The sequence below is a fragment of the Phormidium sp. CCY1219 genome, from assembly GCF_035615515.1.
Classification (GTDB): Bacteria; Cyanobacteriota; Cyanobacteriia; order Cyanobacteriales; family Laspinemataceae; genus CCY1219.
Map to the genome: position 1 here is coordinate 1 of NZ_JAJENT010000954.1, position 722 is coordinate 722.

The 722-nt window shown below is 52.6% G+C and carries 1 protein-coding gene; it reads right to left on the minus strand.

Features of this window, described 5'->3' with window-relative positions:
- Positions 1-492: 492 nt before the first annotated feature.
- Positions 493-722, minus strand: a 230-nt coding sequence (locus tag LKK83_RS30825) for a WD40 repeat domain-containing protein (RefSeq protein WP_442957399.1), incomplete at its 5' end; no start/stop codon positions are given.

Below are 722 nucleotides of genomic sequence, written 5' to 3' on the forward strand. Positions count from 1 at the left end.
GTCCTCTTTAGAGGACTTGCGCTATAAGCCAGGGACTTTAGTCCCTGGCGGGTATTGTCGCCAATACCGAATCTAAATGCCCCCCTTCCCTATTTTCTAACCTTTTTCCCGGTTTGTTGTCACCCGATTGGGGGATGCTGGCAAATTCTTCGATTCTGTGCCTGAATCGACGAAAAAGACGGGCAATCGCAATCTCCCCTGGGCAATGCCACAGCAATGCCACGGCGGTCAATTGAAACCGCGCCGAACCAGGCAAAGCGCGAAGCTATGCCCGAAGGGCTATAGTCCGCCGACGCGGACTATTTTTTTGACAGCTATTCGGGTTGCGATATAGTGTTGCAAATTTTACTCACAATATAACCCACCCTCAATAACGATACAATTGCCGAAATGCAAAAGCCAGTATATTTCATCCCTACCCACGGTGGTTCTCTATGGAAATTAACCGCACATCAAATCCACCGCATCTCCCGGCAACGACCAAAACCCTTCTCAAATCGAAACTTGACCGGAAGGTGTCTCAATCCCCTCCAATCCCACAAAATGCACCCCCCCCAAGCGATCGCCCGCCACCACCGTCACCCCATCCGGCGCAACGGCACAGCAAAATAACGCACTCTCGCCACTAAAACTCGCCACGACCTCCCCAGTGGCCAAGTCCCACAGTTTCAGGGTGTTATCGTCTGATGCAGAAACCGCCCCAGTGCCGTCCGGGGTGATGG